Below are 26,963 nucleotides of genomic sequence, written 5' to 3' on the forward strand. Positions count from 1 at the left end.
CTTCAGGTGGTTCTCTATTTTATGCTAACGCAGCTGCCTGTTCTTGTTGATCTACAGGAATTACAGCGTCTGTTAATGCTTTTTCTAGTTCTGCTGTATATTTCATTTGTTCTTCTTTGCTCCAGCCTAGTTTCGCAGCCATGTAGTTGATTACTGCTTCTTTCCACTCGTATACCCAGTGGATGTTGAAGAATACAGCGCCTCTGCGGCGTACGAAGAAGTCAACTGGTTTTGCTGTCATTTCATAATCCATTGCGTATACAAGTGGGATTAGAACGTCAAGCGGCATGTTGTATTCTTTCGCTTCGTCTTTATGTTTTTTCGCTAAGTCAAATAGTACGTCAACGTTAGAACCGTAGAATTTCGCGAATTCTTCTGCTTGTGCTGTTGTTAAACCATATTTCGTACCTTCGCCAGCTTTTTTCGCAACGAATGCTGGGAATCCGTGTGAACCATCTACATGTCCACCAGAGATTGGCATATGTTTCGTGTCGCTCTTCGGATATGCGCTATGACCTTCTTTTTGTAGTAAGTTCGTTACGTAGTCTACTACCATTTCAGCCATTTTGCGGTATCCTGTTAATTTACCACCTGCGATTGTAATTAAACCAGATTCAGAAGTCCAAATTTCATCTTTACGAGAAATTTCAGATGCACTCTTACCTTCTTCATAAATTAACGGACGTACACCAGCCCAGCTTGATTCAATGTCTTTCTCTGTAATTTTCACGCTTGGGAACATGTAGTTAATCGCATTAATGATGTAGGTGCGATCTTCTGTTGTCATTTGTGGTACAGCTGCGTCTTTATCGTAGAACGTATCTGTTGTACCTACATAAGTTTTTCCGCCGCGAGGAATCGCGAACACCATACGTTTATCTGGTGTATCGAAGTAAATCGCTTGACCTAATGGGAAACGTTTTTGGTCAATTACTAAGTGAACACCTTTTGATAACTGAAGTACTTTTCCTTTTTTCGAGTTATCTTTTTCACGAAGTGTATCTACCCAAGGGCCAGCTGCGTTTACAATTTTCTTACCGTAAACTTCGTATACTTCTTCGTCTAGTAAATCGATTACACGTACACCGCATACTTTTCCATCTTTATATAAGAAACTGTCTACTTTTGCATAGTTAACAGCTTTTGCGCCGTGCTCAATTGCTTCTTTCATTACTTCAATTGTAAGACGCGCATCATCTGTACGATATTCTACGTAGTAACCGCCGCCTTTTAATCCTTCTTTTTTTACAAGAGGCTCTTTGTTTAATGTTTCTTCACGGTTAAACATCTTTCTGCGCTCGCTTCGTTTTACACCTGCTAAGAAGTCGTATACACGAAGACCAATTGATGTACTAAATGATCCGAACGTACCGCCTGTATGGAACGGAAGTAACATCCACTCTGGTGTTGTTACATGGGGACCGTTCTCATATACAATCGCACGCTCTTTACCCACCTCTGCTACCATTTTCACTTCAAGTTGTTTTAAATAACGTAGACCACCGTGTACAAGCTTCGTTGAACGACTTGATGTACCTGCTGCAAAGTCCTGCATTTCAAACACAATTGTTGATAACCCGCGTGTTGCTCCATCTAATGCAATACCAGAACCAGTAATACCTCCACCAATTACGATCACATCTAACTCTTGTTTATTTACTCCGTTTAATACGTCTTTACGTTGTTTACTTGAAAATTTCATGGTAATTCCTCCCTTTGATAACGAAAAAAGAGACCACAAACTCCGCTATAGATTTCGCCTCTATAGCGCGTTGTGGTCTCTCCAAATCTCCTACCGAATTATTAACTTGTCACCATTATAACACTGTTTATGATTATTTGAAAGCTTTTGTTGCTTCAATTGCTTTTTTCCATCCAGCATATAGCTCTTCGCTTGTTTTCGCTTCCATCGTTGGTTCAAAGCGTTTGTCCATATGCCACTGTTCTTTAATTTCATCTTGGTTTTTCCAATATCCAACCGCAAGACCAGCTAAGTATGCTGCACCTAGAGCCGTTGTTTCGTTGATCACTGGACGCTCTACAGGAACATCTAAAATATCACTTTGGAACTTCATTAAGAAGTTATTTTTAACTGCTCCGCCATCAACGCGTAATGTTTTCAGTTCAATACCTGAATCTGCTTCCATTGCGCATAATACATCTTTCGTTTGGTAAGCTAAAGATTCTAGCGTTGCACGAATGAAGTGCTCTTTCGTCGTACCGCGCGTTACACCAAACATAGCGCCGCGTACTTCACTATCCCAATAAGGTGTTCCTAGTCCAACGAATGCTGGTACAACGTATACACCGTCAGTTGATTCAACGCGACTCGCATACACTTCACTCTCACTTGCATCTTTAAACATACGCATTCCGTCACGTAACCACTGAATTGCAGAACCTGCTACGAAAATACTTCCTTCTAATGCGTAGTTTACTTTACCATCTATTCCCCATGCAATTGTTGTTAATAGACCGTGCTCAGAAGCTACTGCTTTTTCACCTGTGTTCATTAACATGAAGCAACCAGTTCCGTAAGTATTTTTCGCCATACCTTCACCGAAACAAGCTTGTCCAAATAATGCTGCTTGTTGGTCACCAGCTACACCTGCAATCGGTACATTTTGACCGAAGAAGTGGTAATCAATTGTTTCTCCGTAAATTTCAGATGATGGACGTACTTCTGGAAGCATGCTCTTTGGTATTGTTAACATTTCTAGAAGCTCATCATCCCACTGTAAGTCGTGAATGTTAAACATTAACGTACGTGATGCGTTTGAGTAATCTGTTACGTGTGCTTTACCACCAGATAGTTTCCATACAAGCCACGAATCAATTGTTCCGAATAATAGATCGCCGTTTTCTGCTTTTTCTCTTGCACCTTCAACGTTATCTAAAATCCATTTTACTTTCGTACCAGAGAAGTATGCATCAATTAAAAGACCTGTTTTTTCGCGAACCATTTCGCTATAACCTTTTTCTTTTAACTCATCACAAATTTCAGCTGTTTGGCGAGATTGCCATACGATTGCGTTGTAAATTGGTTTACTAGTTGTTTTATCCCAGACAACCGTTGTTTCACGTTGGTTCGTAATACCGATACCTGCGATTTGTTCTGGTTTTACATCTGCTTCGCTTAAGCAAGTTGCGATAACTGCTAAAATAGATCCCCAAATTTCTTGTGCATTATGCTCTACCCAGCCCGGCTTTGGAAAATGTTGTGTAAACTCTTTTTGAGCTGAATGAACAATTTCACCTTTTTTATTGAAAAGAATTGCGCGTGAGCTTGTTGTTCCTTGGTCTAATGAAAGAATATATTTTTTCATATCGGTTTCCCCCTTATGCTACTTTTCTACTATTTGTATTGCTTCCGCTTTTTTTACTTGTCATATAAGAGATTGCTAGTACAATCACAGTTGCGATAATCACATAAATAAGTGCTGAATTTTGTTTTCCTTCAAATACAACTTGATGGAATAAACCTGCAAGTGATCCACCTAAAATTGGACCAACTACTGGAATCCATGCATACTTCCAGTTTGAACCGCCTTTTCCTGCAATCGGAAGGAAGAAGTGTGCGATACGCGGACCTAAATCACGCGCTGGGTTAATTGCATATCCTGTTGTCCCACCTAATGATAAACCAATACTTACAATTAAGAAACCTACGATAAATGGATTTAATCCATCTGCAAATTTATTTGCACCAATTGCTAATATACCAAATACTAAAACGAATGTTCCAATCATTTCACTTAAAAGGTTTGCAAATGTGTTCGGAATTGCTGGACCTGTTGCAAATACACCTAACTTTGTTCCTGGATCTTCTGTTTCTTTCCAGTGTGGTAAGTAATGTAAATATACGATAACTGCCCCGATAATTGCCCCAATCATTTGTGCTGCGATATAACCTGGTACATCACTCCATGGGAACGCTCCCTTAAATGCTAATCCTATTGTTAAAGCTGGATTCAAATGTGCCCCACTAATTGATCCAACCGCATACGCTGCAACCGCTACTGCTAAGCCCCAGCCCATTGTAATAACAATCCAACCAGAATCTTTCGCAAACGACTTCTTTAAACTTACACCAGCACAAACGCCGCCACCAAGTACGATTAACAACGCAGTCCCTATTAACTCTCCTAAAAATGCTGACATAGTATCCCTCCACAATCAATTTAAACGCTTCCAAATGTGATAGAGGTAAAATGAATGGCCATTCGTTTTTGTAAAAAGAAAAAGACCCACAGCTTGCACGCTTCTATATAAATTTATATAGAAACAATGAAATGTGGATCTCTACTTTTCTCCGTCACGTTTATTAACTTGTCTATAATGTTAACCGTAAATGAAAGCGGTGTCAACGAAAAAATTCACATTTTCGTCACTTTTTTTGGTAATGTTTCCATAGTTCGCGTTTTGATGTCGTAATTGCTGTCGCACCAGCGTTTAAAGCTCTTTCCACATCTTCTACAGTACGAATAAAACCACCTGCTAAAATCGGTACACCAGTACGCTCTTTCACTTCAGCAATAACGTCCGTCAATGCTCCAGGAAGTACCTCAATATAATCCGGTTTCGTCTTATCTAAAAGATTGCAGCTCTTCTCCATTGCACTCGAATCGATTAAAAAGATGCGTTGTATTGCCACAACACCTTTTTGCTTCGCCTTCATAATAACGCTCGCCTTTGTTGAAAGTAACCCGTACGGTCTAAACTCCTGACATAAATATTCCGTCGCATGCCCATCACTCTGCAAACCATGAATTAAATCCACATGTAAAAACACCTTTTTACAATATTGCTTCGCAAGTGATATAACACTTTTCAATTGACCGACATGAATATCTAAAATAACGATATATTCATACGAACTATGTAATAGCTTTTCCAAATCTTTAATTTGCCTCACTGCCGGCAAAATCTTCTGTTCATGAAATTCCATTCTATATGTCCCCTTCTTTATGTCATCCTATCCTTTATAGTACACAATTTAAGTGAAAAGAACAGCTAGTGTTGGGGATTTCTTTCAAATCTTTCTCTTATCTATATATTTTCTTCAACTTATCAGAACCTATACCACCTATAATCATGAATACAAGAGGCAAAAGATTCATTACATATGGCGCATCTGCTACAATTGTAATACTTGCTCCAGCAAATTTGTTTAGCATCCATACAACGATTTTTGCAATAAACAAAAATACTCCTATCATAAATAGACTATCAAAAAACACCTTCCATTTTGGATATGCCAATTGCTTACTATCTTCAATTACTTTCTGCGTCAATTCTTCATCACTCCTTAGCAGTTCATCAATTGTAATACCGAACAGATCACTTAAATGAATAATAATTTCAATGCTCGGATAGTTCTTTCCCGTCTCCCATTTCGAAACAGATTGCCTGCTCACATGAAGTTTTTCAGCCAAATCATTTTGCGACCAATTTCGTTTTTCTCGTTCTTCTTTTAAACGTTCGCTAAAAATCATACTGTGTTTATCACCTCTCTATGCCCATTATGTTCAAATAAATGATGAAGAGTAAAGCTAGTTATCGTTGCATTTCCTGCGCAACTTATGCGTTACAGCTTATAATGGCGCTCTTTTATATGTATCTTCCCTATACTATGCTCCAATAATAATTTCCCGAACAATAATACAAGGAACGGATACTAATAAAGTGAAACTTTAATCAACCCTCACCAATCGGGCTTTTACGGACAGCCCGCCCCCCACCTAACTTCTTTGCTTCCGCTGAATTTTGAGGTGGGGTCTTACTGCCCGGCAAATAGCGGGATAAAGACTAGATTAGGCATAAAAAATACGCCATCCCTTCTTATCAGTCTCCAGAAAGAATAGCGCAAATTTTCATTTTTACTAATCATTTTTCGGACTATATGAAAACCCCGGATATTTCACAACAGGCCACTTCTCCTTACGCAGGGAATCCATTACTTGCGGGCCAACATGTATATTACTCTCCACTATTTCTTTAGGAGTCAGTGCCATCCATTGATTTAACGATACATCTTCAAAACGATTGCTTCTGAACATCTCTAAAAACCATAATGTTTCGGTACCTGTATTTTGAATATAATGCCCTGTCGCAAACGGTACATACCCGACATCGCCAGCTCTATAATCAAATGTACGAGCGGTACCATTTCCAAGAAACACAGTCATTCTCGCTTCCCCTGTCAAATAATATTGCCATTCATCATTATTCGGGTGCCAATGAAGTTCTCTCATTCCACCAGGCTCAACCTCAACGAGCGCTGCTGCGATTGTTTTGGAAATAGGGAAATTTGTAGAATCTACAATTCGGACGCTACCACCAGAAGTCTTAATCGGCTTTTGTTTTAACAATTCATGTTTAAATGTTAAAGGAACTTCTCCTTTCGGCGATTGAATTTCCTGACTTTCAAGCGAACCTGGCACCTCTCCTTGATAAATATAAACTTGATCTGAAGGAATAGAACGAAAAGCACTCTCAGGTACTCCGAAATTAGCCGACAACACTTCTTTTGGCGTATGCGCAAACCAATCAGAAATAGCTAAAGTAGATAAATCAGAAAAATGCCCATCATCGAAAACGAGTAGAAATTCACAATGTTCCAATCCTTGAATGGAATGCGGAATACCAGGAGGAAAATACCAAAGATCACCTGGCCCAACATCAGCAATAAAATTACTCCCATTTTGATCAACAGCCGTTATGCGCGCCCGTCCTAAAAGCATATACGCCCATTCCGCTTCTTTATGCCAATGTAGTTCTCGTACTCCACCGGCCGTTAAACTCATATTTACTCCCGCAATCGTCGTCGAAACCGGTAGTTCCCGAGCAGTAATCTCCCGAGACCACCCGCCTTGTTTCAAAATCATAGAAGTGTCCGAGAATGAAAACTTCAAGTTAGGAACTAACCCTGCATCCGTTATAGGCGGAACAAGCATATTCGGATTTTGAATATCCCGCATAACATTACGAGGTCCAGAATCAATCGCACCAGCTCCGTCGCTGCGGATTGGTTGTGGCACATTCCCTCCCGCTTCATTAACAGTACGTTTCTTCATGATTACACTCCTTTTTCATCCGATTAGTAAGTAAAAAGCCTCCATCATAGTGTATGAATTGGGCTTTAGATGGTTACAGTTACTATAGAGTTACATCATCTGCCTATCATTATCGTTTTGTTCATTTCTCAACTTATACTAGTATGCTTAGCGCTTAGGAAGACAAAAAATAAACTAGAACTAACAAAAAACCCTGTAAAATTTATTACAGAGTTTTTCACCAATTATTTATTGTTTTACATATCGAATACGAACATTATCGTCCATTTGATAAATTTGTAATGTGTTCCCATAACTAATTCCTAACTCTTCACTTGCACCAACTGTACTTACAAATACCCCTTTAAATACTTTATTTTTAGTTGGTTTTACTACCGATACTCTTCGCTGCCTCTTCAAACAGTTTCGAACCTTCTTGTGCTTTACTTAATGATTGATGCATTTTACTTTCGTCTTCTTGGTCCAATGCATCAAAGAGAAGTTGAAAACAATCCGCATACAGTTCCATCGACTGCTTTATCTTCGCCTGTTCTCCCTGTAACTCAGGAGGCGCTTGTAGATTCTTCAGTTTCGTTGCAGTTGCCTTTGCTCCACCTAAACTCAGTTGTACTTCACTTTTCTTTTGTTTGTATGATTTTACGTCTGAATCTGCTATTCCTTCAATTAATTTCATTGTATCTTCAATTTGAGTAGCACTATTTATGATATCTGCCTTGTACCTTTCAACATCTGAACCAGTTACCTTACCAGTTGAAGAACTAGAAGAAGTTAAATTATTTGAAGAAGAACTTGGTTGACTACTTGATGAACTACTGTTTGTACCTTCACCTTTCGCTACAGATAAGCTATCCTCTTTCTTGCTATCAGTTGACTTACTCTCTTTTTCAGAAGTCTTATTCTCTTTCTCTACCTTTTGCGTTTCTTCTTTCTTTGGTTCAGCTTTCTTACCATCAGTTTCAATTGTAATACAACCACTCAATAACATAACTGGTAACGCTAAACTTACTAATTTCTTTGCTTTCATGATTACTAATACCCCTTTATTTGTAAAATGTAGTGCAAACAAGTTAATATACTTAACTAATAAATTTCCCCCGAATAATTTATTAAAATCTACTATCCATAGATTTCCTGTATATTCATAATCTTTCCATATATATCATTTTACAAAGAATTACATATTTGGTCAAAGGGATTTATGTAGTCCTTAAAAGAAAATTTTAATCAAAAAGAAAAGAAGCTAACAATAAATTGTTAACTTCTCAGCTTAAGGAAAAAATAGTATCTTTCCTTATCTTCTAATATCTAGGTTGTGATTGAATATTTGTAAGATGAACATCATACATATCAATGATTTCAAGAAATCTATCAGCTTCACGGAAAACATGGTCTGCTAATAACGGATGAATGATACTCTTTATTTTACATTGCTCAATTAAATCACGTGCTGTTTTCTTAAAATCCCGAAGAGATGCAACCGACACACGATTTTGATCTAAAAATTGATCTAAAAGAGGGGCTGTTTGGGATTGTGGTTTCATAGATTCTAAGTCAATTGCTTGATACATCAATTCATCAAAATCATTGCTAAAATTCCGTGCTGTATCTACAAGCTTTCTTTCCGATGGATCAAGAAGATGGCCAATAAATTTAGCATGGTCTGCCATAATCCGTAAAAAGAAAACATTTTCTTTAATAATAGCATCAGGAAGAGCATCTAATTTACCTTCATTTAATTGTATTAAACGTTTTCTAAAATAATCAGCTTCCCTACTTGTATGGTCAACTAAAAGTGGAAAGTTATTTTGTCCTGGCAATTTACATGTGAGAATTAACCCTAAAATTTTTCGTTTAAATCCCCAAATATTAGTTGCGGCTTGTTGTACTTCTGCATTAAATCTTTTTATTTGCTCAGGATCTGTTTCATTTGTATAGGAATGCGCTATTTGTTCAATATGTTCAAACAATCGATAAAATTGATTCGCCTCTTCGATTAGTTGAGTATCCTCGCATCTAAATCCTAAACGAAGAAAAAAAGAATGCTCCTTCATGATTCTAGACCAAAAACGAATTTCATTTAATGAACGCTCAACAAACATTACAGATGTAACACCTGTATCCGGATGTAATGAAGTTTCATCCCTATGCATTGTTAATCCCCCCCCAGTAAAATCCCCACTAGTTCCATTCTTATGAGTAAAAAAATATATAAATACCATCAATAAAAGTTTATGATGACTCTCTTATACATGTAAAATTAAACTAATATAACCTTAGCTTGATGAACATATACTGCTCCCGCAGAAGAAAAAAAGCTACCACCGAGATGTAAAATCCTACTAGGTGGTAACCTTTCAAAATTTCTATTAAAGCAATACAGAATCCTTATCACTATCCTGATTACGTTTCTCACGCTCTTCTTCTAAGCGCTTCATATATACTTCGCCTTCTTTTTCGATAAACTCATTATCCATATCTTGCTCTTTTTTCGAAGTATATAAAACCATGTAGCCACTTAGTACAATCCCAACAATTACAAGATACACCCACCATGGTAAAGTTTCCAAATCACTTCATTCCTTTCCTTAGACAAGCCTTATTAGTTTCACTTTATGAGGAAAGAATTGGATTTATGCTTAAAATTTTTATTGTGGATGCTTCGCGAAAAATGCTTGTACATATTCCATAAACTCAATTGGTTCCTGACGAAACGGTGCGTGGTATCCTTTTTCAATAATATGAAACGTACTATTCGCAAATAGCTCATGATACAGTTCACCATTTTTCCAAGAAACACTTTTATCATGTCGTCCCCATATAATTAAAGTCGGTACCTTAATTTTATCAGCTTCCATCGCAATGCGGCGCTCTCTCATTTTCGTAAGCTGATCATAATGCTCTTTATCATCACGACTATTTTTCACTTCATTTTTATTATACTTCGTAATCTCAGTTACAGTTTGTAAGTCCGTCGATAGCGGTGGTACTTCATAACTTTCTTTTTGCTGGAAAGACTCTATCCCTGTAGCATCCGCCAAGATGAGATGCGTCACTGCGTCTGGATATAAATACGCTAAATTGAGGGACATCTCTCCGCCCATCGAATGGCCAAGCACCGCAAACTGATCGTATCCGAGCTTCTTCATTAACTTATAATATAAATTCACTTGCGCAGGAAACGAATACTGAAAATCAACTGGCTTAGAAGAACGCCCAAACCCTAAAATATCAACCGCAATAATCGTATGGTCTCGCGCTAGTTCCGGATAAATATCACTAAACCCATCAGAAGAACCACCAAACCCATGCAACATGAGTAACGGCGGTTTTCCCTCACCAATTTGCTTAAAATAAATCGTCTGCCCATCAATTTGCGCCATACTCTCTTTCGTATTCAGCTTCATCATAACAGTATCTTTCACTTCTTCAACCTTCGCAATCGGCTTATCAACGAAGTTACATACGATAAGCAAAACAAGCACAATACCGCTAATCAAATAAAACTTAAACCGTTTCAACATTCCCGTCTCCTTTCTCTTGTTGCTATTTAAAAGTTTTTACATTTTTTGGTTATTTTATGTTCTCTTTTTAATTGTAACTGAAATAGTTACAATTATACTAAAAAAATATAACTCATTTCTATTACTAATGGTTATACTATAACTATTATAGTTACACATTTAAAGTAAGTCAACTCTTTTCTCTACATGGCCTGAAAATAGAAAAAGGGACTTCATGTTGAAGTCCCTTTCTTTGTTATTATAGTTGGCTTACTCCGCCGCCGTCGCCTTTATTATCTGCTGGTGCTCCTCCTGTGTCGCCAATGTTAACGTAGTCTGGTCTTGCTGGTGCTCCGCCACCATCACCTCTATTTAAAGCATGTTGTTCAGACTCTGTAAAAGCAGTAAGCCCTAATGAAAGTAGTATTACTAAACCTGCTATCAATACATTAATTTTTTTCATTTATTTTAGCGCTCCTTCTTTTAAAAGTTTTTTTCGAGCTTGGCTACTAATATAAAAGTATTTACTAGCCTTTTCATGTTTTTCTTCTTGATAAAATTTATAAGCTAATATTTCTGCGTATTCCTTAACACAATCTAAAAGGGAGTGTTCTTCAAAATACGAAATACTTTCCACAGTTACTTTTTCTAACTCATTAGCACTCGAATTAATATTTAATTCCTTCAATATCATAAAGCGATGTTGAAATTCTTTATTTTGCAACTCATTACAAATTTTCAGCCCTAGTTCTATTAAGTTATTAGCAATTTCTATTTTGCCCAGTTTATAATTTTCCTCTGCTTCAGTAAAAATCGCTTTAAAATGCTTAGGCATTTTCTTAGTCACTTCACTTAAATGTCTAATTGCCAAATCTGATAAATTCTGACTACTATATAACCACCCTAAGTTACTTCTAACCATTAAAATATGTTTTTCTTCTTTATCATGTTGTTGAAGTAAATGGATTGCGGTATTAAAACTTTCCTCCGCTAACTCAAACTGTTTAAAATCAATACAACATAATCCTATGAAGTTATGACACAACGCCACGTTTCCTTCGTAACCTTTATGTTCACAAAATATTTCTTTCGCCTTTTTGATATAATCTAAAGCTAACATTTGCTGATATACTTGATAGTAAAAATATCCCATCCGATAATTAAACTCCGCATGTTCTATCGGATCTGCAATATATTTCAATAACTTCTCAGCTTGCTCATACTGTTCTTTCGCTTCGTTATAATTTGAAATTAATGTGCAATGAAACCCTTTAAAAAAGTGATAATAATAAGCTAAAAAGCCCTCTGTTGGAATTTCGAAAGATTCCACTTTATCAAAACTATCTTCTCTAACTGAAATCCAATCAACTAATGCATCATATCTAAAATTCAACAACGCATGATAAAGTAATACATCCTGATCCACATCCAACCCACTAATCTTACTTTCAATCTCCTCTTTCATTTCTGTGGCCTTCTCTATATTTTGCTGCAACATTACACGATACCAATCATCTAAAGAATGTTTCATTTGCTCCCGCGTTACTACATCTGCTCCCATACACTCGCATCCCCTTTTCTCCAAAATTACAAAATTAGGATTTTTATACAATTATTAAAATTGTATATTACCACTCCTTTTCTATGTATTGAAAAATAATTATTAGAAAATTCAATATTTTAATTAATTATACCAAAGTTTTCCTTTTTAATAACTTGAGAAATAATTGTCAGAAAACTTACTAGAATAAATAAAAAAGCAAGCAGTTCCAGCACTCCGCTAAAACTACTTGCTCTCCTACTTACTATCTCTATTTTTACTCTTTAATAAATTCCTTCGTACTTCTCACTGTATCAATTGGACGAACTAATTTTTCAATTTCTTCACGTTTTGGCTCTAGGAATGGAGGTAAAGATAATTTTTCGCCAAGTGTTTCGTATGGCTCATCTCCCATAAATCCTGGGCCGTCTGTTGCAAATTCAAATAAGATTTGTGGTGCAACTCTTGCGTATAATGATTCGAAGAAGTGACGGTCTACATAGCCAGATGAAGGAAGTCCAACGCTACTGATTCTCTCAATCCATTCTTCTAATACAGCGCGATCTTCTACGCGGAATGCAGCATGGTGAACCGTACCAAAACCTTGTCGTGCTTCTGGAAGAACCGTATTATGTTCTACAATGACAGAAGCACCGTTTCCACCTTCGTTCACTTCAAATAAATAGAATTCTCCTTCTTGCGCAACCTCTTTAAATAATAAAACTTTTTCTAACACTTCTTTGAAGAAACTAAAGTTCGCGATACGAATGAATACAGGGCCTAAACCAGTAATTGCATATTCTAATGGAACTGGTCCATTTTGCCATGGTGTACCTGATTCGATCCCTTTATCAAGTTCATCTGAGATTAATTGATAGTGTTGTTCATCAAAGTCAACGAAAGAAAGAGTTTTCTTACCAAATTGCTCTTTAATTCCTGTATGTTCTACTTCAAGACGGTCAAAACGTTTCACCCAATATGCTAACGCTGCATCAGTTGGCACTCGGAATGAAGTTTTTGAAATTTCATTTGTACCGTGTACTCCTTTTGGAATACCTGGGAAGTCAAAGAATGTCATATCTGTTCCTGCACTACCTTTATCATCTGCAAAGAATAAATGATACGTTTGAATGTCATCTTGGTTTACTGTTTTTTTAACTAAACGCATTCCTAAAACGTGAGTGAAAAACTCATAGTTTTTTTCTGCACTACTTGTAATCGCTGTAACGTGGTGAATTCCTTTTAATTGGTTCATTTTATATTCCTCCAATGGGTTTCATTTATATGTTAAAGTTGTATATTTTCTTCTATTACTTCTCTTCAATAGGTGCTAAATTCGCTTCAATCTCTGCACGCTGATTTTCTAAGAACGGTGGTAAATCAAGTTTTTCTCCTAAATGTTCTACATCTCCATCAACTGTAAACCCTGGTCCATCTGTCGCAATTTCAAATAGGATTCCGTTTGATTCACGGAAATATAAGCTTTTAAAGTAGAAACGGTCAATGATTCCTGAAGAATGGAAGCCTCTTTGTTTCACTTGTTCTTCCCAATAGGCAAGCTCTGCATCGTTTTTCACACGAATTGCTAAGTGGTGGATGCTACCGCGGCCGGGCTTTTCAGTAGGACCATCTAAATATTTCACAACGATTTCTCCAAAAGCCTCTCCTTTAATGGACTGAAAAATTGCTTCCTCTTCGCTTCGGCTAACCTCTGTATAACCAAACATCTCTGTAAGTGTACTCGCCATTTTATCAAGTCTACGAACTGTCATTTCCACAGAACCCATTCCTTGAATTTGATGCTTTGCAGGAACTTCTGATTTCTCCCAAGTTTCCCAGTGCTCTACTTTTTCTCCGTTTGAAACGAGTAGTACTAAGCGAAGACCTTCAGCATCCTCAAATTGTAAAGCAGGACGATTTGCATATGTTGTCATCTCACTATGTTTCACATCAAATTTCTCAAATCGTTCTTTCCAGTAATGTAAGCTTTCCTCTGAAGGAACGAGTAATCCAATTCGAGTAATCGCATTTGTACCGCGATATGTTCTTCCTACTAAAGGAATTTCAAAAAATGATAACTCTGTACCCGGACTTCCTGTTTTATCTCCGTAAAATAAATGATACATTGACGGATCATCTTGGTTTACTGTCATTTTCACACGACGTAATCCAAGCACATTTTTATAAAAGTGATTATTTTCATTTGCATTTTTCGTAACCATTGAAATGTGATGATGCCCTTTAATTTTATACATTTTTAATTCCTCCACTTCGTTTTACTAGTCAAGTGATGATAAAAAAATAATATGTTTTTTAGCTTTTCAATTTATCCTCATTAATGTTTTCGTAAATTCATCTTAGTTTTTACTGTATAAGTTACTTTGTTTTTTAATCGAAAACAACTGAGTATATGTTTTTCATATGGCTCAATTGCTTTCGTTACTATCACTTTACAACTCAAGTGATTAAAAAGCAAGTGTTTTATCTCGAATTCGAGATATTTTTTTATTAAATAACATTTTGGACTAAAAACACGAGAAATTCTTGGTTTGAGGACATTATAAAATTCATAAGTTGATGGATGTGAGATATCGCCAGCATTTTTGAAAAAAACACGCTAAGAGTATGCGAGATTTTATACAGTTTTTTCGTTAATCCAATAACAGACAAGAACCCTAAAACCGCACCAGAATAGGAATGTATAAAAAATTGCATAGATTGATAGAACAAAAAAAGGAGGTTCCCTTGTGAGAGTAGGGTTCCTCCTTTTTCCTTGCTACCGATAATAGGACGTTATGTTAACTGATCATGTATAGGATATTCATATAGAAATTGTTTCTATCAATGCTGAATTATACAAAGAAGGAGGCATGATAATGAAAAAAGAACAATTAATATTAATTGCTAGTCTTACTCTTTTATTTCCTGTCCTTGAATTTTTCTTCCAGAAATATGATTACTTCAATTTTTACGCACATATAGGTATTATAGCCATTGCTGTATCAACTGTTGTATTCACACTCCATTATATAAAACAAATTTATTGGAAATTATCGATCGTATGAGGAAATTATGAAAGAATAGAATTTAATTGAATATGTTTTCTATTACCCGTTTCAAGCTTTTCCCCATACCTTTTACTGCCCATACTAGTTTAAGGAACACTTTAAAGATAGCATCCCATACGTGTTCATTAATAAAAAATTCGTATACTTTCTTTAACCACTCTTTCGGGGATTTACTCTTACGTTTAAACCTTTGCCAATGCGTTTCTTCACTAGTTTTCATAACTACCCCTTCTTTCTTAATCGAATATGCTTTCTATTAGAAGTTTTAACACCTCGCTATAATGATGAAAAGAACGAGGTTTATCATATCTGGCAATTTAATCACTCCTAATTTTAAATTAAATTCATTATATAACGATTTCTAAATTTTTAGTTAATTACTAGTGAGAATTAAGCAAAATTTAAACAAAAACACCTATGTTAGGCTTTAGTTACAGGTTTTCCCCCTATAAAATCAACTATTTGCGCCACCAACTATGGGGTACGCGAATTACTTTGATATTATCTTTGAACGAACAAAATAACTCCTTTCGAAAAACAAATGAACTGATATTAATCAACTTCCAATATCGAGAATTATGTAAATAAGCTGCCCATATGGACAGCTTACTGTATTTTTTGCTTAACATATTTTTTCTGAAATGCTGGCGGTACTCAATTTAAAAGTTGATATGCCCCCATTCTAGTGGCAAGATATGTTTTATTAGTTCTTCGTTACACCCATGCGTACTTCTTAACTATTTTATTTCATTTTTAATAAAGTGAAACTTTAATCAGTGGGGGTTTTCTTCCCCCCCCCACTGATTATCAGCCCTCACCAATCGGACTTTAATGACTTAACATTATGCTTATCTTAGGAGCGAGGTATTTTATCGGTGAGTGTATACAAGCCATGTAATGCTTGCTGTTAATAATGCTGACGAAATCAAAGCTGTAAGAACACTATATGTTTGCCACATAAGTATTGTTGACCAATCGAAAGCGCAGCACAGTATACCCAGAGCAATCGTAGCGATCAGGAAAATAACTGTTACGGTTATTCTCTTTTTTGTCATTGGCTGTCGCTCATTCGTTCTCCTTCTGCGTAATCCTAAGAGAAATAGCAAAACGGCCAAATAGGCAAAAAATAATTGTGATAGACGACAAAATGATATCCAAAAGCTGTGTGCCGCTTATTTCATATGACTGAGTTAGATTGCCTTCTAATATATCTTTAACTTTTAGTACCATGTTTGTATTGGTATTTGTGCCGTTGCTCAGCAAGGAGACGGCTGTTCGTTCATTTGGCAGTATGACTACTTCGGTTCTGAAATTTGGATTGCCCCCAGTGTGTTCTATAATCGTTTGTTCGGCATTTACGGACCAACCTGCCGCATAATACATACCGTTGACAGCCGAAACAGACATATCACCCCTATGTGATTTTTCGATAACCGTGTGAAATATTTCGGGTATGTCCTGCACGATACCCATCTGTATGCCCAGCCAACGAGCCATATCTTTTGTATTAGAAATGATGTAGCCTGCGGGTTTATTCCCAGCATAATCCGGAGCTTTAAATGGAGTTGTCATAAAAAAGGAAGAACGGTAGCCCTGTGCCAACTGTCCAGTAGCTTGAGCATCTTCTTTATAAACATACGTCTGGTGAAGACCTAGCGGCTGAAATACCTGTTCCTTCATAAAGTCTTCATAGCTTTGTCGCGACACAATCTCAATAACCAAACCCAATACGTCATAATTAACGGTTCCATAGTTATACTGTTCACCGGGAGGGAACGCCAATTCAGCATCAACGAGCATTTCCACAGTCTTTTGCAACATATCCGGTGTATTGCCTTGTGGAATATTTTGAAGATGCCTAATATTTGTTAGACCACTGGTATGGTGAAGAAAGTTATTTAGTGTAAGACTTTGCATATCAACAGGTTTCCCTTGATACTTTAATGTAAACCAAGGTAAATATTTTTGGACAGGGTCAGTCATTGAGAGCAGCCCTTGCTCTTCCAATAGCATAATACCCATACCGGTAAAAGCTTTACTGACCGAGGCTAACTCATAGAGTGTATTTTCACTTGCAGACAACCCCTTTTCACGGTCTGCATACCCTGAAGAAAAGTAGAACACTTCATCATCAGCAAGTATTGAGATTGACATTCCCGGCACACCTGATATACGACAGGCATCATCTAGCAACGCTTGTATTGCCGCAGATTGCGAATCTGACAACGCATAACTTTGTGTTGCGAATCCTGAGAATAATATAAATATCATTAATACAAAAACAATAATCTTTTTCATAAACTCTCCCTTTTGGAAAAATTATAAGAGAATAATATAAATAACCTCCTTTTACAACTACGAAACTAATTTTTAATGTATCTTTCTATTCACCTATATAATATCAAATAATTGCGAATAGTTACACTTGAACGAACAGATGGATGTAATTTGAAACAACTTTAAAGAGCCTTGCTACGTAGAATGTAGTAAGGCTCTTAGCTTTTTAATAATCAAAATTCAATAACTTTATTATCATTATACAACAGCCCCACTAAGCGTATTAACACTTAATGAGGCCACTTTATTCACACTATTAATTATGGAACGTCGGTTTATAGAACGAACGATTATCAAGTGCAAAGACACGCTCTGTGTATTCGCCTGGTTTTGTGCGTCCTAATGCGCGGTCCATCATGTTCATTTTTGCATCTAAGTTATCGATGTAATGCAGAATTTCTGCTTCTTTTACTAATGGTGGTTTTGGGCTACCCCATTCCGCTTTTCCGTGGTGAGAAAGGACGATGTGTTGAAGAATTAATACTTCTTCTGCATCGATTTGCAATTCGTCTGCTGCTTTACCAATTTCGTTCACCATAATAGAAATGTGGCCTAGTAAATTTCCTTCTAACGTATACGTTGTAGAAATTGGGCCAGATAGTTCGATTACTTTACCAAGGTCATGTAAAATAACGCCTGCATATAGTAAGTCTTTATCTAACGATGGGTATAGATTTGAGATAGCTTTCGCTAAATCAAGCATTGATACGACGTGATAAGCTAGTCCAGATACGAACTCGTGATGGTTCTTTGTCGCTGCTGGATAGTCTAAAAATTCGTTTTGATGCTTATTTAATAAATGTCTTGTTAGACGCTGAATGTTCGGGTTTCTCATTTCAAATATGTATTGCGTAATTTTCTCAACCATATCTTCTTTTTTCACTGGTGCTTTTTCTACGAAGTCTGAGATATCTGTTACTTCATTTTCATTCGCAACACGAATTTGTTTCACACGTAATTGAATACGTCCTTTGTAGTTTAAAATATCACCAGCTACTTTCACGATTGTTTCCGCTACATATTGTTTCTCAACTTCTGGTGATACGTCCCATAGCTTCGCTTCAATGTCTCCACTTGGATCTTGTAAGATTACTGTTAAAAATGGCTTTCCATTGCTTGCGATACCTTTTGTCGCTGTTTTAATTAACAAGAAAATATCGACTTGTTCACCAACTTCATACTCTGCAATTTTCTTTTTCATTCGAATTCCTCCACCAAATCAGTTACTTTTAGTATAGCACACTACAACTCATTTTCTTTACGCATATGTGTTAATTTTATAATCTGTTTTTCTGGAAAATACGCAAGTAAATGCGCATGACATGTAAAGAATATGACTTGTCTATCCTTTGCAATTTCCTTTATAAGTTCAATCGTTCGATTCGTCCTTACCGCATCAAAATGCACGAAACTATCATCAATAATAAATGGATAATCATGTTCGAATGTTTTCGCGAGTGCAAATCTCAGCGATAAATATAACTGCTCCGCTGTCGCTTGGCTTAGTTCATGACTGTAAAAACGCATACCGTCGTTACGTTCAACGATAAACGGTTCTGCCTCTGACGGTGAAAAGATTTTACTATAGCGTCCGCCTGTTAAATAGACGAAATACTCTTCTGATTTTTGTAAAATACGAGGAAGATGAACTTCATGATAATAGTGCTTCGTTTTCGTTAACACTGTCTTTGCGGCCGCATAAGCAGCCCACTTCTTCACTTGTTCACGCACTTGCGCTTTTTTTATTTCCCATTCATGCATTAAATCGCCGTACGTATTACCTTCTTCTAAATTCGCAATTTCCATACGATGTTTCGCAATACGCTCTGTCAGTTCTTTCTCTTTCGTAAGACAGTTTTGGACAGTTGTAATTTCTTGCTTTAATTTTCCTTCATAACCGTCAGCTTCATAATGTTCAGCTAATGATAAACTCGTTAAACGCTGTTCCAACAGATCAATTTGCGGTAATAAACGCCCCACTTGTTTCTCTGCATCCTCACGTTTTTCCGCCAGTTTACCTGCTTCTAAAAACATCTCTTCATCTGTAGACTCTGCAATATGCCATATACCATCTCGTTCTATTAGTAATTGCTTTAATTGTTCTTGCATAAACTCATATTCTTCTTGCCATTCCGCCAGTTTTTCTTTTAACTGCTTACAAGTTTGGCGCTTCTCTTTCTCATTTTGCATACGGCTTTGTGCCTCGTGTAGCTTACTATACTCCGCACTACCGATAACAGTTTCTAGTTTATGTTCAAATTGCGAAATCATTTCATATAATGAAGATTTTCGCGTACCTTGCTTCTCTAACTCCCGATATAATTGCTGCATTTTTTCAATACGCTCAAACGCCGGCAATATGTGTGCATACGTATAAAATTCAGGAAACATATAGCGCGTTTTATATGCATCGACTTGTTCTCCCGCCTGGAACGTTTCTCTCTCCCATTCCTCATACGATGAAACGACTTTATCATACGCTCGTTCCAACTGCTGTAACTTATAAGACTCGCGCTCAAATAACTTCCGAATCTCTTCATCTTTTTCTAACTCATAGCGTACAGACATCGCTTCTTCACTTTGTCTCCCGCCGGCACTTTGCTGAAGAGTAAGAAGCTCTTCTTGTAATCCGCTTGATGGATCTTTATATAAAACAAGGGCGAGAACAATCCCTACAAATACGATGACACTAATAAATAAAAGCGGGCGATTGTCTATAAATAAGCTCGTGAATAAAATGCCTGTATTAATAAGGAGTAACAGAAGACAAACTCTTTGCCACTGCTTTTTCTTTTGCATAGCCGCTCCTGCTTTTTCCTCGTACTTGCGCTTCATTCTCTCTGCGCCCATACCGATAAACGCCGCATCTTGGAACGACTTCTCTTTCTCAGCTAACGCATTTCGCTCTTCATCCGCTAACATTTGTTGCTTAATCTGTCTTATATTCTCTTCTTGTTCTTCTAATTGCTCCTGCGCTACTTTAAAACGATCATCAAGCTGTGCTTTTTGCGTTTCTAATTCACGCGCCTTTTGCACTGTTTGCGTAATTAACTCTTTCGTTGCCAAACTCATATCAAACGACAGAACTGTTTCCTTTTCAAAAGTAGCACCAATTTGTTGCTCTAGTTCTGCCAGTTCTTCTTTTATATTCGTAATACTTCCTGTCAAATCACGCATTTCTTGGCGTGCATTTTCGTAAGACATATGCTGCATACGAAGTTCTTCTACATAACTTTCTTTTTGTAAAAACTCTTCATCTATTTGAATCGAGGCAATTTCCGATTGCACTGTCTCAATTTTCTTGTGGAGCGAATCAACTTGTAATTGAAGCGGCTCCATCTTCGCCTTAATTGCTTCATAACGCGCCATTCCGTTTACAGGAAACTGCCCGCTCTCGTTCTCTAACACTTTCTCGTGCGCACGCTTTTCAATAACGAGAGGCTCAAGCGCTGCTAATATTTCATAATCTTGCTTCCGCTTTTCTGCATTCTCTTTTTCCACGCGAACAGTAGCTAGCTTCTCTTCACTTGCTTTTAGCTGCTCCACTTGCTTTTCATACGTGCCAATTTTCCCTTGCCACTCTTTCATCTTCTCTTCCAGCTTCTTCATCTCTTGCAGTGACACGTTAATTTCAGGTTTACGCCCGCTTGGCTTGAAGCGCTGGTCCATTTCTTTTTCTAGCTTTTTATCTAACTGCAATAGCGCATCACTTCCGACTGCACTTGCCGAAAATAAATAATTGCCAATATCCGCTTCGCCGAGCTGATGAATGTTTTGAAGGCCATGCATATCAAATGAAAAGACAGATTCAAATAAACTTTCATTCATCCCGCTTAATATATCGTTTAAAATTTCTTCTCCGCCCGTTTTCCCGTCTTCAAAATAAACGGTCACCTCGCCAGCTGCCGTCTTTGGCAATCGCTCAATTTTCAAACGACCGTACTGCTCTGTTTGCACAGTGATCGCACCGCCATATTTCCCGCCTTCTTTCGGCTCATAACGGCGCTGTCCTCTCGTCGGAAAACCGAATAAAATACTTTTCATAAATGAGCGAATTGTCGATTTCCCCGCTTCATTTTCACCGTATAACACTGTCAGCAAGGAAAGATCCATTTCCACATTTTCTAATTTTCCGTACCCATAAATATGGAGTTTTTCAATTCTCATTTTTTATCCCTCTCTTGCTGGAATAATTGTTCTAAAATAATATTTTCTGCTTCCTTTTGAATCTCTTTCTTCTCTTCTTCTGTAAAAGATTCAATACTATTACGCGCTACAGGAGATGTCCAAATTGTGCGCAATACTCCGTCCATATTAGTGAAAGCTTCTAACTCCTTTAGCACACTACCGACGAAATGATTTTCCGCTTTCAAACGTTCGATTTCCGCAAAAGAAACCGTCTCATTTTTCCACTTCATTGCATATACGAAATCTTTTCGCTCTTCTCCAGATGCTAAAATGTGAAAAATCTCTTCCACACGCTTTTCGTCGCGCAAATAAGGTGAAAGTGGGCCTTGTCCTGTAAATACGACAGTTAATAGCGTACCTTCCTCTTCTCTTCGGCATTCATTCATCGCAGTAGATATGCTTGTCATAAGTTCATCAACAGTGTCAAGTCCATCAATACCAACCTCGATTTCGTCCCATACAACATCTGCCGTATGGAAAAATGAACACTGCGATCCTTTTTTCGTAAGTTCAATAAGGTATGCACCCTTCTCGCCTGTTTCCTTACGATGACGACCTTGTATGTTCCCTGGATAAATAATGTATGGTTCTTCTGATAAAATTTCACGTTTATGTATATGGCCAAGAGCCCAATAATCAAACTGTTTTTCTTTCAACTCACGAATTTGAAACGGTGCATAGCGATTATGCTCTGCATCTCCTTCCACACTTCCGTGAAGCATACCAATATGAAAAGGCGCATCACTCATTTTCGTATACTGCGCTGTCATATTATCCGTTACCGCTTGCTGCAAATAACTAAAACCATAAATAGAAGCTAATAGCTCACCATTTTTATAAAATGATTTCTCTTCTACATAAGGCTCAGTAAATACATGAACATTTTCCGAAAACTCAATTGCTGCCCAGCTTCCCCCTAAATGATCATGGTTACCGTGAATAATAAAAACAGGGATATCGTATTGCGAAAGTCTCTTCATTTGCTCACGCACAAACACTTGCGCCCTCAAACTTCTCGTCTCCGCATCATACAAATCCCCAGCTAGTAATACGAAATCAACGCGCTCTTGAATCGCTTTATCAACAATACGCTCAAATGATTCAAACGTACTTTGCTTCATTCTCTCCCACACAGACTGCGTAACATTCATCTCCATCCCTTTAAACGGACTATCCAAATGCAAATCAGCCGCATGTATAAACCTTACTTGTTTCACAAATAACGATCCTTTCTATCTTTCAAAAGTTTCATTTTATCAAAATTTAAATCGCTGAAAACTAATAATTATCGAGAATAAAAATATTCTCGATAATTAAAGTTTCATTCTATTTTACCACGCAATGTCATATATTTCTTTGCATATTGTAGCATTTTATGTCAAAATAATTATAAGATTCTGATTTTAAATATTGGAGGGAATTTTCATGGGAGTATACGTTCTAACAGTCTTTGAAAAAGATGGTTCAAAAGCATTAGACGAATCATTCGAGGCGGCAACTGAAAAAGAAGCAAAAGTAAAAGGTGAATCTATCTTACAAGAAAAAGGATTGTATGAAAAAACACATCGCTGTACATCTACTGCAGGTAAGCTCGTTTTATTCCAGCGCTAAAAAAAGAAGCGTCATCCGCTTCTTTTTCACTCTACTATATCTTCGTCACACCACGTAAACACCACATCTAGAATACGATTACCGATACGTACGCGTTTATTCCATTTACCTGTTTGGATCTGATGTTGCAATTCTGCTTTCATCTTTTCCGTCCAGTCGTGAATCGTTTCACTACCGTCGTACGGATATACGCTCGGAAACTCTTTCTGCAGTAGATGCAAGCTCTCTGCATCAAAATGAAAATGGAAGAAGTAGTTTGCTGTAAGCGATGGTTCTTGCAATCGTAAAAAATGATCATCAATTTGCTTTCTATTTCGATAGAAAGTAAAGATATTCACTTTACCGCTAGTAATTTGGTCAATTTGAATTTCGTGCTTCTCTATAATCACGTCTTCTCCACCTCGTTGTATACTATCTTTAGTATATATGTCTTTTGCAACAAAGTTAACCATTTTCGCGCGAAATTCATTTCCTTCATTATATTACCTGTACCTCCATATGCAATCAGAATAAATAAAACAAAGTTGAAGGGGAGCGATCACATGTATTTCGGAAGCAAAGGTTGGTATGTAAAAGAACTTAAAAAATTAGGTATCCGTACTTATGAAGGTAAAAAACTAGAATCGTATCGTACGCATGTGTTGTCTAGTTTACTTGAGAGAATGAAGAGAGCTTCGGCTTAATAGAATAGCAAGAAGTAAACCTGAATATTAGTAAATGATAAAAAACACCTCCTAAATTCGCATACTAAGTATGCAAATTAAATGGAGGTGTTTTTATCAGTCTCACTTTTTCAGGGGCGCTTCAGTTTTCATAAAATATTTTTTGTTTCCGTTGAAACGGATAAGTTTTAATCTCAGCTGTATCTAAATTTTCATTGAATAAATGAATAGCTATAATTTGTCTACAATCGTAAGTATGGTAATAATATGTTCCAGATTCCATACACATTGCACTCGTATAGATGGTATTATCTAATGTTCCGTCTTCTGTTATTACTGCCCCTTTAGGAACCTCACAATTTGATAAGATATGAAAAATAGCCGATATCCCCTCTTCTTCGTTCTCTATACCTTGAATGTTTTGTTTGCCATATGCTGCCCGTACAAATCTTGATGGCGGGGTAAAATCTCCAGGAAGTCCCATCGTTCCTGAACCTTGGCCAAAAGCACTTAATGGTACATCTCCCCACTCCGTTGGCGCAAATGGCTGCGATTTAAGTCCAATATATTGTCTTAAATTTTGTAAATGCCAATTAAACTCCGGACTATTAGTCATCACTCCTAATGGATTGTCATACATTTTTAGTCCATCAGTTGTCGGCTCAAGTACAATACAATCTCCCCATTTATCTGCTAAAATCCAATGTAGCGGTGGGGTAATTCCTAAAACTGGTAATGGTATATCTATAAGGGAAATGTTATCAACAGATTTTTTTAACTCTTCAACAGAATTAAATTGCGTGAGGCTCCAAGCCACAAAATCAAATGGCGCTAAATTCGTTTTATGGTTATCTATACTGTTACTATAAGTAGCGAATCCCGGGAAATAGAGAGTGGCACACGTCATACCAGCTTCATTTACTCCGTCCGCCATAATGACCCTTCCTTCATGATTAATTCCCATTCCGACAACAGCCTTTTTCGCTCGGATAGTTTCACCAGTTATATTGTTCCACTGATAACGCCGAGGAATGATTATTACTTCCTGATTCATATCTAATGTGAAATCCATTGTTCTCGCAAAAAGATGTTGGAAATTTTTAGTTTGTAACGTCAAACTAGTACACATGAAGAAATCCCCCCATTTTATAGTTATATACACATTTTATAAAATTCTGATAAATACGTAAATTAAAAACCCTATTTATCACTAACAAAGTAACCACCCAAACTAAAAATGCTATAATAAACCCAATCAAACTAAGGGGGCAAATTACTTTGCTTGGAACATGCATTCAATTTCATAAGTTTGGCAATCCAAAAGACGTATTACAAGTTGAATATAAAAATATAGAACCACTGAAAGATAATGAAGTTTTCGTCCGTATGCTAGTTAGACCGATTAATCCATCTGACTTAATTCCCATCACAGGAGCATACGCTCATAGAATTCCTTTACCTAACATACCTGGCTATGAAGGTGTTGGTATTGTAGAAAATGTTGGCGCTTTTGTTTCTCGAGAGCTTATCGGTAAACGAGTGTTACCTTTACGCGGGGAAGGTACTTGGCAAGAATATGTGAAGACATCAGCTGATTTTGTAGTCCCTATTCCTGATTCCATTGATGATTTCACAGCGGCACAAATGTATATTAATCCCCTTACGGCGTGGGTTACTTGTACAGAAACGTTAAACTTACAGCGTAATGACGTTTTATTAGTGAATGCTTGTGGGTCCGCTATTGGACATCTATTTGCGCAGTTATCCCAAATTTTAAATTTCCGATTAATTGCCGTTACAAGAAATAATAAGCATACAGAAGAATTACTGCGCCTTGGTGCTGCATATGTAATTGATACTTCCACTGCCCCGCTTTATGAAACTGTTATGGAATTAACAAACGGGATTGGTGCGGATGCTGCGATTGATTCTATCGGAGGACCGGATGGAAATGAATTAGCTTTTTCCTTACGTCCAAACGGGCATTTTTTAACGATCGGTCTTCTATCAGGAATACAAGTGAACTGGGCCGAGATTGTCACAAAAGCAAAAGTACACGCAAACATATTTCATTTACGACATTGGAATAAAAATGTGTCAGCATATAAATGGCAGGAGACGTTTCGTCACTTAATTCGTCTAGTAGAAAATGAGCAATTACGTTTTATGAAAGTCCATTCTACATATGACTTAGCGGATGTGAAAACGGCGGTTGATGTTGTGCAATCTGCGGAGAAAACGAAAGGGAAAGTTTTTTTGACGGGTTACTGACTACAATTGAAGGAGTCTTTTTGATTGGCCATTTAAATAGACTAGATAGTACGTTTAGGAACACCTAATTGTAAGTATCTGGTATAATCCTATTAAAAGGTGAAAGGAGATTTTCACATGTGGCTAATCACGGCAATCGCGCCTGTTGTAATAGTTGGTGGAATTGTAGTATTTGTAATTAAAAGATTGGAACATAAATATAAGAACGGAAAATTAGGTAAGAAAAAATCTCAAAAAGCTCAACTGTTATTAGATAGTTTCATACCTATGGGAATGCTTGTCGGCTGTATGATTGGTTTGATTTCCGGTATGTTTTCCCCAGATTTCTCACTGTTTTCCATTATTTTAGGGTCTGGAATAGGCTATTTATTTGGTTATTTCGCCTATGAAATTTATAGCAAGACAGGCAACAATTTTTCATAATCCAAAAAGAATAAGCGGAACAGTACATAATCGTCATATAAAATATGTACTGTCCTTTATTGTTGCATCAACATTATCACCTTACCTTACACATCCTATACACCTTTTTTATTGACTTTCCTCTCCTCCCTCTTTTGTATATCCACTTTTTTATTTTCATTGGATCTATACCCATAGTAAAGTAGAGCACATGTAATAACTGAACCTACAATATATCCTAAAAAACACCCTAACCAAAACATAATGTAACCGCCTCTATTCATTATAAATTTTATGTAATACAACCC

At 37.0% G+C, this 26,963-nt stretch carries 26 protein-coding genes and 1 pseudogene; 5 read left to right on the plus strand and 22 right to left on the minus strand.

Annotated features, from left to right (window positions below):
* Positions 1 to 19: 19 nt before the first annotated feature.
* The 15 genes from glpD to GBN78_RS12865 all read right to left on the minus strand — a co-directional run bounded on the left by glpD (position 20) and on the right by GBN78_RS12865 (position 14,371).
* Positions 20 to 1,702, minus strand: a complete 1,683-nt coding sequence (gene glpD, locus GBN78_RS12795; RefSeq protein WP_000672818.1) for an aerobic glycerol-3-phosphate dehydrogenase — start codon at positions 1,700 to 1,702, stop codon at positions 20 to 22.
* 133 nt (positions 1,703 to 1,835) lie between these two features.
* On the minus strand, positions 1,836 to 3,326 hold the full coding sequence (gene glpK / locus GBN78_RS12800) for a glycerol kinase GlpK (protein WP_000760008.1): 1,491 nt from the start codon (positions 3,324 to 3,326) through the stop codon (positions 1,836 to 1,838).
* Between the two features lie 13 nt (positions 3,327 to 3,339).
* Positions 3,340 to 4,161, minus strand: coding sequence for a glycerol uptake facilitator protein GlpF (gene glpF / locus GBN78_RS12805; protein WP_001272195.1), 822 nt, complete (start codon positions 4,159 to 4,161; stop codon positions 3,340 to 3,342).
* Between the two features lie 226 nt (positions 4,162 to 4,387).
* Positions 4,388 to 4,948 carry a glycerol uptake operon antiterminator GlpP gene (gene glpP, locus GBN78_RS12810; RefSeq protein WP_000394285.1) on the minus strand — a complete coding sequence of 187 codons (561 nt, stop codon included), beginning with the start codon at positions 4,946 to 4,948 and terminating at the stop codon, positions 4,388 to 4,390.
* A 97-nt stretch (positions 4,949 to 5,045) separates the two neighbouring features.
* Positions 5,046 to 5,495 carry a helix-turn-helix domain-containing protein gene (locus tag GBN78_RS12815; RefSeq protein ID WP_000577658.1) on the minus strand — a complete coding sequence of 150 codons (450 nt, stop codon included), beginning with the start codon at positions 5,493 to 5,495 and terminating at the stop codon, positions 5,046 to 5,048.
* Positions 5,496 to 5,882: 387 nt separating this feature from the next.
* Positions 5,883 to 7,076: an oxalate decarboxylase family bicupin gene (locus GBN78_RS12820; RefSeq protein WP_000747517.1), complete on the minus strand. Its 1,194-nt coding sequence runs from the start codon at positions 7,074 to 7,076 to the stop codon at positions 5,883 to 5,885.
* Positions 7,077 to 7,304: 228 nt separating this feature from the next.
* On the minus strand, positions 7,305 to 7,475 hold the full coding sequence (locus GBN78_RS30200) for a hypothetical protein (protein WP_162841976.1): 171 nt from the start codon (positions 7,473 to 7,475) through the stop codon (positions 7,305 to 7,307).
* Positions 7,435 to 8,100 carry a DUF7018 domain-containing (lipo)protein gene (locus GBN78_RS12830; RefSeq protein ID WP_044584206.1) on the minus strand — a complete coding sequence of 222 codons (666 nt, stop codon included), beginning with the start codon at positions 8,098 to 8,100 and terminating at the stop codon, positions 7,435 to 7,437. Before GBN78_RS12830 ends, GBN78_RS30200 begins: the two co-directional genes overlap by 41 nt.
* A 274-nt stretch (positions 8,101 to 8,374) precedes the next feature.
* Positions 8,375 to 9,226: a DUF2935 domain-containing protein gene (locus GBN78_RS12835; RefSeq protein ID WP_000554479.1), complete on the minus strand. Its 852-nt coding sequence runs from the start codon at positions 9,224 to 9,226 to the stop codon at positions 8,375 to 8,377.
* A 216-nt stretch (positions 9,227 to 9,442) separates the two neighbouring features.
* Positions 9,443 to 9,643, minus strand: coding sequence for a sporulation YhaL family protein (locus GBN78_RS12840; protein WP_000449223.1), 201 nt, complete (start codon positions 9,641 to 9,643; stop codon positions 9,443 to 9,445).
* Between the two features lie 78 nt (positions 9,644 to 9,721).
* Positions 9,722 to 10,597 carry an alpha/beta fold hydrolase gene (locus GBN78_RS12845; protein WP_000919245.1) on the minus strand — a complete coding sequence of 292 codons (876 nt, stop codon included), beginning with the start codon at positions 10,595 to 10,597 and terminating at the stop codon, positions 9,722 to 9,724.
* Between the two features lie 238 nt (positions 10,598 to 10,835).
* Entirely contained in the window at positions 10,836 to 11,039 is a 204-nt protein-coding gene (locus tag GBN78_RS12850) for a hypothetical protein (RefSeq protein ID WP_000723609.1), read from the minus strand.
* Entirely contained in the window at positions 11,040 to 12,137 is a 1,098-nt protein-coding gene (locus GBN78_RS12855; RefSeq protein WP_000500590.1) for a response regulator aspartate phosphatase, read from the minus strand.
* Positions 12,138 to 12,393: 256 nt separating this feature from the next.
* Positions 12,394 to 13,371, minus strand: a complete 978-nt coding sequence (locus tag GBN78_RS12860) for a ring-cleaving dioxygenase (protein WP_001072544.1) — start codon at positions 13,369 to 13,371, stop codon at positions 12,394 to 12,396.
* Between the two features lie 55 nt (positions 13,372 to 13,426).
* Positions 13,427 to 14,371: a ring-cleaving dioxygenase gene (locus GBN78_RS12865; RefSeq protein WP_000276678.1), complete on the minus strand. Its 945-nt coding sequence runs from the start codon at positions 14,369 to 14,371 to the stop codon at positions 13,427 to 13,429.
* 621 nt (positions 14,372 to 14,992) lie between these two features.
* Here GBN78_RS12865 and GBN78_RS12875 point away from each other — a divergent pair.
* Positions 14,993 to 15,181: a hypothetical protein gene (locus GBN78_RS12875; RefSeq protein WP_000712159.1), complete on the plus strand. Its 189-nt coding sequence runs from the start codon at positions 14,993 to 14,995 to the stop codon at positions 15,179 to 15,181.
* Positions 15,182 to 15,203: 22 nt separating this feature from the next.
* On the opposite strand, the gene GBN78_RS12880 is transcribed toward GBN78_RS12875, so the two are convergent.
* The 5 genes and pseudogenes from GBN78_RS12880 to GBN78_RS12900 form a co-directional block, all read right to left on the minus strand.
* Entirely contained in the window at positions 15,204 to 15,404 is a 201-nt protein-coding gene (locus GBN78_RS12880; protein ID WP_000858032.1) for a hypothetical protein, read from the minus strand.
* A gap of 649 nt (positions 15,405 to 16,053) precedes the next feature.
* Positions 16,054 to 17,482, minus strand: a pseudogene (locus GBN78_RS12885) (serine hydrolase domain-containing protein).
* A 295-nt stretch (positions 17,483 to 17,777) separates the two neighbouring features.
* The gene (gene yhaM, locus GBN78_RS12890; RefSeq protein ID WP_000726639.1) at positions 17,778 to 18,722 is read right to left on the minus strand and encodes a 3'-5' exoribonuclease YhaM; all 945 of its coding nucleotides are present in this window, start codon (positions 18,720 to 18,722) and stop codon (positions 17,778 to 17,780) included.
* Positions 18,723 to 18,763: 41 nt separating this feature from the next.
* Complete coding sequence (locus GBN78_RS12895; protein ID WP_152127459.1) at positions 18,764 to 21,688, minus strand: ATP-binding protein; 2,925 nt, start codon at positions 21,686 to 21,688, stop codon at positions 18,764 to 18,766.
* Positions 21,685 to 22,926: a metallophosphoesterase family protein gene (locus GBN78_RS12900; RefSeq protein WP_000815873.1), complete on the minus strand. Its 1,242-nt coding sequence runs from the start codon at positions 22,924 to 22,926 to the stop codon at positions 21,685 to 21,687. The genes GBN78_RS12895 and GBN78_RS12900 overlap by 4 nt, the downstream gene beginning before the upstream one ends.
* Positions 22,927 to 23,134: 208 nt before the next feature.
* Here GBN78_RS12900 and GBN78_RS12905 point away from each other — a divergent pair, with 208 nt between their 5' ends.
* On the plus strand, positions 23,135 to 23,320 hold the full coding sequence (locus GBN78_RS12905) for a YhzD family protein (protein WP_000539557.1): 186 nt from the start codon (positions 23,135 to 23,137) through the stop codon (positions 23,318 to 23,320).
* Between the two features lie 26 nt (positions 23,321 to 23,346).
* On the opposite strand, the gene GBN78_RS12910 is transcribed toward GBN78_RS12905, so the two are convergent.
* Entirely contained in the window at positions 23,347 to 23,709 is a 363-nt protein-coding gene (locus GBN78_RS12910) for a hypothetical protein (RefSeq protein WP_000582785.1), read from the minus strand.
* 153 nt (positions 23,710 to 23,862) lie between these two features.
* Between GBN78_RS12910 and GBN78_RS12915 the strand changes: the two genes are divergently transcribed.
* Positions 23,863 to 24,003, plus strand: a complete 141-nt coding sequence (locus GBN78_RS12915) for a YflJ family protein (protein ID WP_000273537.1) — start codon at positions 23,863 to 23,865, stop codon at positions 24,001 to 24,003.
* A gap of 121 nt (positions 24,004 to 24,124) precedes the next feature.
* On the opposite strand, the gene GBN78_RS12920 is transcribed toward GBN78_RS12915, so the two are convergent.
* Complete coding sequence (locus tag GBN78_RS12920) at positions 24,125 to 25,111, minus strand: choloylglycine hydrolase family protein (protein ID WP_000337593.1); 987 nt, start codon at positions 25,109 to 25,111, stop codon at positions 24,125 to 24,127.
* Positions 25,112 to 25,260: 149 nt separating this feature from the next.
* On the opposite strand from GBN78_RS12920, the gene GBN78_RS12925 reads away from it, so the two are divergent.
* Positions 25,261 to 26,253: a zinc-dependent alcohol dehydrogenase family protein gene (locus tag GBN78_RS12925; RefSeq protein ID WP_000901746.1), complete on the plus strand. Its 993-nt coding sequence runs from the start codon at positions 25,261 to 25,263 to the stop codon at positions 26,251 to 26,253.
* Between the two features lie 117 nt (positions 26,254 to 26,370).
* Positions 26,371 to 26,676: a hypothetical protein gene (locus GBN78_RS12930; RefSeq protein ID WP_088046146.1), complete on the plus strand. Its 306-nt coding sequence runs from the start codon at positions 26,371 to 26,373 to the stop codon at positions 26,674 to 26,676.
* Positions 26,677 to 26,963: the final 287 nt, after the last annotated feature.

It is taken from the genome of Bacillus sp. B2-WWTP-C-10-Post-4, from assembly GCF_009183805.1.
In the GTDB taxonomy this organism is placed as follows: domain Bacteria; phylum Bacillota; class Bacilli; order Bacillales; family Bacillaceae_G; genus Bacillus_A; species Bacillus_A cereus.

Excerpts from the sequence above, each read along its gene's own strand:
- GBN78_RS12915 (WP_000273537.1), top strand. The coding sequence starts at position 23,863 with ATGTATTTCGGAAGCAAAGGTTGGTATGTAAAAGAACTTAAAAAATTA.
- GBN78_RS12830 (WP_044584206.1), bottom strand. The coding sequence starts at position 8,100 with ATGAAAGCAAAGAAATTAGTAAGTTTAGCGTTACCAGTTATGTTATTG.
- GBN78_RS12905 (WP_000539557.1), top strand. The coding sequence starts at position 23,135 with ATGGGAGTATACGTTCTAACAGTCTTTGAAAAAGATGGTTCAAAAGCA.
- glpF (WP_001272195.1), bottom strand. The coding sequence starts at position 4,161 with ATGTCAGCATTTTTAGGAGAGTTAATAGGGACTGCGTTGTTAATCGTA.
- GBN78_RS12845 (WP_000919245.1), bottom strand. The coding sequence starts at position 10,597 with ATGTTGAAACGGTTTAAGTTTTATTTGATTAGCGGTATTGTGCTTGTT.
- GBN78_RS12865 (WP_000276678.1), bottom strand. The coding sequence starts at position 14,371 with ATGTATAAAATTAAAGGGCATCATCACATTTCAATGGTTACGAAAAAT.
- yhaM (WP_000726639.1), bottom strand. The coding sequence starts at position 18,722 with ATGAAAAAGAAAATTGCAGAGTATGAAGTTGGTGAACAAGTCGATATT.
- GBN78_RS12920 (WP_000337593.1), bottom strand. The coding sequence starts at position 25,111 with ATGTGTACTAGTTTGACGTTACAAACTAAAAATTTCCAACATCTTTTT.
- GBN78_RS12835 (WP_000554479.1), bottom strand. The coding sequence starts at position 9,226 with ATGCATAGGGATGAAACTTCATTACATCCGGATACAGGTGTTACATCT.
- glpD (WP_000672818.1), bottom strand. The coding sequence starts at position 1,702 with ATGAAATTTTCAAGTAAACAACGTAAAGACGTATTAAACGGAGTAAAT.
- glpK (WP_000760008.1), bottom strand. The coding sequence starts at position 3,326 with ATGAAAAAATATATTCTTTCATTAGACCAAGGAACAACAAGCTCACGC.
- GBN78_RS12820 (WP_000747517.1), bottom strand. The coding sequence starts at position 7,076 with ATGAAGAAACGTACTGTTAATGAAGCGGGAGGGAATGTGCCACAACCA.
- GBN78_RS12815 (WP_000577658.1), bottom strand. The coding sequence starts at position 5,495 with ATGATTTTTAGCGAACGTTTAAAAGAAGAACGAGAAAAACGAAATTGG.
- GBN78_RS12855 (WP_000500590.1), bottom strand. The coding sequence starts at position 12,137 with ATGGGAGCAGATGTAGTAACGCGGGAGCAAATGAAACATTCTTTAGAT.
- GBN78_RS12875 (WP_000712159.1), top strand. The coding sequence starts at position 14,993 with ATGAAAAAAGAACAATTAATATTAATTGCTAGTCTTACTCTTTTATTT.
- GBN78_RS12930 (WP_088046146.1), top strand. The coding sequence starts at position 26,371 with ATGTGGCTAATCACGGCAATCGCGCCTGTTGTAATAGTTGGTGGAATT.
- GBN78_RS12880 (WP_000858032.1), bottom strand. The coding sequence starts at position 15,404 with ATGAAAACTAGTGAAGAAACGCATTGGCAAAGGTTTAAACGTAAGAGT.
- GBN78_RS12895 (WP_152127459.1), bottom strand. The coding sequence starts at position 21,688 with ATGAGAATTGAAAAACTCCATATTTATGGGTACGGAAAATTAGAAAAT.
- GBN78_RS12860 (WP_001072544.1), bottom strand. The coding sequence starts at position 13,371 with ATGAACCAATTAAAAGGAATTCACCACGTTACAGCGATTACAAGTAGT.
- GBN78_RS12850 (WP_000723609.1), bottom strand. The coding sequence starts at position 11,039 with ATGAAAAAAATTAATGTATTGATAGCAGGTTTAGTAATACTACTTTCA.
- glpP (WP_000394285.1), bottom strand. The coding sequence starts at position 4,948 with ATGGAATTTCATGAACAGAAGATTTTGCCGGCAGTGAGGCAAATTAAA.